General features: G+C 63.8%; 5 protein-coding genes. 3 read left to right on the top strand and 2 right to left on the bottom strand.

Annotated features, from left to right (window positions below; translation table 11 throughout):
- Positions 1-509: TGS domain-containing protein (locus tag WBV42_RS08210; protein ID WP_423985596.1), on the bottom strand; the 509-nt coding region annotated here is incomplete at its 3' end.
- A 129-nt stretch (positions 510-638) separates the two neighbouring features.
- On the opposite strand from WBV42_RS08210, the gene WBV42_RS08215 reads away from it, so the two are divergent.
- From WBV42_RS08215 to WBV42_RS08225, 3 genes are all read left to right on the top strand, one after another.
- Positions 639-1,247 carry a DJ-1/PfpI family protein gene (locus WBV42_RS08215; protein ID WP_423985597.1) on the top strand — a complete coding sequence of 203 codons (609 nt, stop codon included), beginning with the start codon at positions 639-641 and terminating at the stop codon, positions 1,245-1,247.
- A 55-nt stretch (positions 1,248-1,302) separates the two neighbouring features.
- Positions 1,303-1,569, top strand: coding sequence for a PRC-barrel domain containing protein (locus WBV42_RS08220; protein ID WP_423985598.1), 267 nt, complete (start codon positions 1,303-1,305; stop codon positions 1,567-1,569).
- A gap of 78 nt (positions 1,570-1,647) precedes the next feature.
- Complete coding sequence (locus WBV42_RS08225; protein WP_423985599.1) at positions 1,648-2,442, top strand: M14 family metallopeptidase; 795 nt, start codon at positions 1,648-1,650, stop codon at positions 2,440-2,442.
- Between the two features lie 8 nt (positions 2,443-2,450).
- On the opposite strand, the gene WBV42_RS08230 is transcribed toward WBV42_RS08225, so the two are convergent.
- Positions 2,451-3,352: dipeptide epimerase (locus WBV42_RS08230; protein WP_423985600.1), on the bottom strand; the 902-nt coding region annotated here is incomplete at its 5' end.

A 3,352-nucleotide genomic window follows, 5' to 3' on the forward strand; every position in this document is an offset into this window, starting at 1 on the left:
GAGATCGAGTCGTCGTCGGCCGCCTCGGTGTCGAGGATGTCCTGTTTGTACTCGTTGTCCTCGTAGAAGTCGAACGCTTCCTCGCGGGACTTCTCGGTACGCTCGATGTCGAGGTCCTCGGCGATGATGTCGTGGGCCTCGTCCTCGATTGCGGCGAGGTCGTCGCTGTCGAGTTCCACGCCCGCGATGTCGTAGTAGAATCCCTCGTCGGTCCACGGGCCGATGGTGAGTTTCGCTTCGGGGTGGAGTCGTTTCAGCGCCTGTGCGAAGACGTGGGCGGCGGAGTGACGGAGGACGCTCAGGTACTCGTCGCTCTGGTCGGTGACGATGACGAGTCGGCAGTCCGCCGACAGCGGCGTCGCTTTGTCCACGAGTTCGCCGTCCACGACACCTGCCACCGTGTCCTTGCCAAGTCCGGGGCCGATTTCGTACGCCACGTCCTCCACGGTCGAACCGTCCTCCATCTGGAGTTCGGCACCGTCCGGGAGCGTGACAACGATATCGCTCATGCGGTTGGGTACGCGCCACGCGCCAGATAAGTGTGTTGAGACGGCACGAGGAACCACGGCGGATGGGGGTTCGATATCCGGTTCACCAGCGGGTTTACTATCTCGAAAACCCCTATCGATAGTCGAAACATGGAAATCGCTATCGTCCTCTTCGAGGGATTCGACGAGTTGGACGCCATCGGCCCGTACGAAGTGTTCGAGAACGCGGGCGATGCCGGTTCGGACCTCACGGTCTCGCTCTGTACGCTCGCGGAAACGGAACGAATCACGGCGAGTCACGGCCTCCGTGTCGAACCCGACGCGACACTCGACGACCGCTCACCGGACCTCATCGTCGTTCCCGGCGGTGGATGGAACGACCGGAGCGAGGCGGGAGCGCGGACGGAAACGGAACGAGGCGACCTTTCCGACGCTTTGGCGACGCATCACGAACGAGGGACCACGATCGCGGCGGTCTGCACCGGCGGAATGTTGCTCTCCAGTGCTGGACTGCTCGACGGTCGTCCCGCAGTCACCCACGCCGGGGCACTCCCCGACCTCCGGAACTCGGCGGCACACGTTGTCGACGCTCGCGTCGTAGACGACGGCGATATCCTGACCGCTGGCGGTGTCACGTCGGGTATCGATCTCGCGTTCCACATCGTCGAGCGCGAGTTCGGTGCCGAAGTCGTTCGCACCGTCGCCGAAGAGATGGAGTACGACCCGAGCGACGACGTTCACACGACCGGTAGTCGGTGACGACGGCACCCCGTTCGACGGTTAATCTGAAGGTGCTGACGGTAGTACGACCCGTATGCGAAAATCACCGAAGCCCGAGGACGTGGACAAGCCGGTGTTCAACGTGGACGAGCAGAAGGTCGGCATCGTCACCAAGGTCGAGGACGGCATCGCGTACGTCGATCCACATCCGAGCCTCTTCGACGAGTACAAGATGCTGCTCGGGTGGAAGGACGAGACGAAGGACATCTACCCGCTTCCGCACGAGGCCATCCACGGGATAACGGACAAGGAGGTTCAACTCCGAACCCACGACACCGAACACGAGAAAAAGCGGGAATAGACGAGAACGACACCGAACAAAAGCGGGAATAGGAGGCAACGTCGTGCGGGAATCCACAGCCTCAAGTCGTGGGTCTGCGTGGCACGATTATCGATGCGCGTCCAGACCTTCGGTGCCGGGACCCCTGACCTGGCCGTCGTCGCCTGCCTGCACGGCAACGAACGCTGCGGAAAGACGGCCGTCGAGCGCGTGCTGGCGGAGAAGCCCGCATTCTCCCGCGCGGTTCGTTTCGTCCTCGCCAACGAGGAGGCCATCGCGGAGGACGAGCGGTTCATCGACGAGGATTTGAACCGTGCGTTTCCGGGAGACTCGAACGGGAAAACACACGAATCCCGGCTCGCGGCGGAACTCCTGCCGGAACTCGACGGGTGTGGCGTCCTCGACTTACATTCGACGGAATCACAACCCGAGCCGTTCGCGCTCGTCACGCGACTGAACGACCGAACGAAACGACTTGCGCGGGCGACCGGCGTGGGGCGCGTCGTGGACATAAGCTACCTCGCTGGCGGCCTCATCGACTACGTCGACGGCGTGGCAGTCGAGTGCGGGTACCGGGGAAGCGAACGAGCGGAGCGAAACGCCGAGCGCGTCCTCCGGAACTTCCTCGGCGAGATGGACGCACTGGAAACCCTCTCGGACGCCGGTGACCCCGAACTGTACCGGGTGTTCGACGCCGTGGAGGGCGCGAACTACGAGTTTGTCGGCGAGAACTTCGTCCGCGTCGCGGAAGGAGAAATGTTCGCCCGAAGAAAGGACGACCAGGCCAGCGAACTCCGTGCCGACCGGCCGTTCTATCCGGTCCTGATGTCCACCGACGGCTACGACGAGATGGTCGGGTTTCGAGCCGAACGGGTCGGCAAGCTGGACGAGTAAGAGTAGGATTAGCGTTTTCGAACGCCGGTTCCCGCTCGGCCGGTTTCGAGGTCGATGACGCCGTCCGGCATGGGAACGCCCTCGTAGTCGTCCTCCGCGAGGAGGAGCGAGCCGTCCAAATCGGCATAATCGAGCAGCGGGACGAGGTGGCACGCGGCCGCGATGCTGGCGTTGCTCTCGATCATACAGCCGAGCATGAGCTCCAGGCCCTCCGCCCGTGCAGCGTGAATCATCCGCATCGCTTCCCGAAGGCCGCCGCATTTCATCAGTTTCAGGTTGGCGATGTCGGCCTTGTCCGCGATTCGCGGAATGTCCTCCAGCGTGACGCAGGATTCGTCGGCCGCGATGGGGAGCGCGGCGCGCTCGCGCACGAACCGCATTCCCTCGGGGTTCTCGGCGGGAATCGGCTGTTCGACGAACTCCACGTCGAATTCGGCGAGCGCCTCGATTTTTTGTACTGCCTCACGCGGACTCCACGCCTGATTCGCGTCCACGCGAATCGTCGCGTCCGGGGCCTCGTCCCGAATCGCGCCGACGATTTCCTCGTCGCGGTCGGTACCGACTTTGACTTTCAGCGTGCCGTATCCGGCTTCGACGGCCTCCCGCGTCTTCTCGGCCATGACGTCGGTCGTGTCGATGCCGACCGTGAACGACGTTTCCAGCGTGTCTTCGGGGTCGAGTCCCCAGTAGCGATACAGCGGCAGTCCGGTGCGTTTCGCGGCGAGGTCGTGCAGCGCGATGCTCACCGCACAGCGCGCCGCCGGATTGCGATTGACCGTCTCGCGCATCTCGCGTTCGATGCGGTCGAGCGCGTGCGGGTCGTCCACCCGCTCCACGACGTCGAACAGGTCCGGCATGACCGCCTCGACCGTCGCCGCCGTCTCGCCGTAGTGTTCGGAGGGTGCGGCCC

This window comes from Haladaptatus sp., from assembly GCF_049589095.1.
In the GTDB taxonomy this organism is placed as follows: Archaea; Halobacteriota; Halobacteria; order Halobacteriales; family Haladaptataceae; genus Haladaptatus.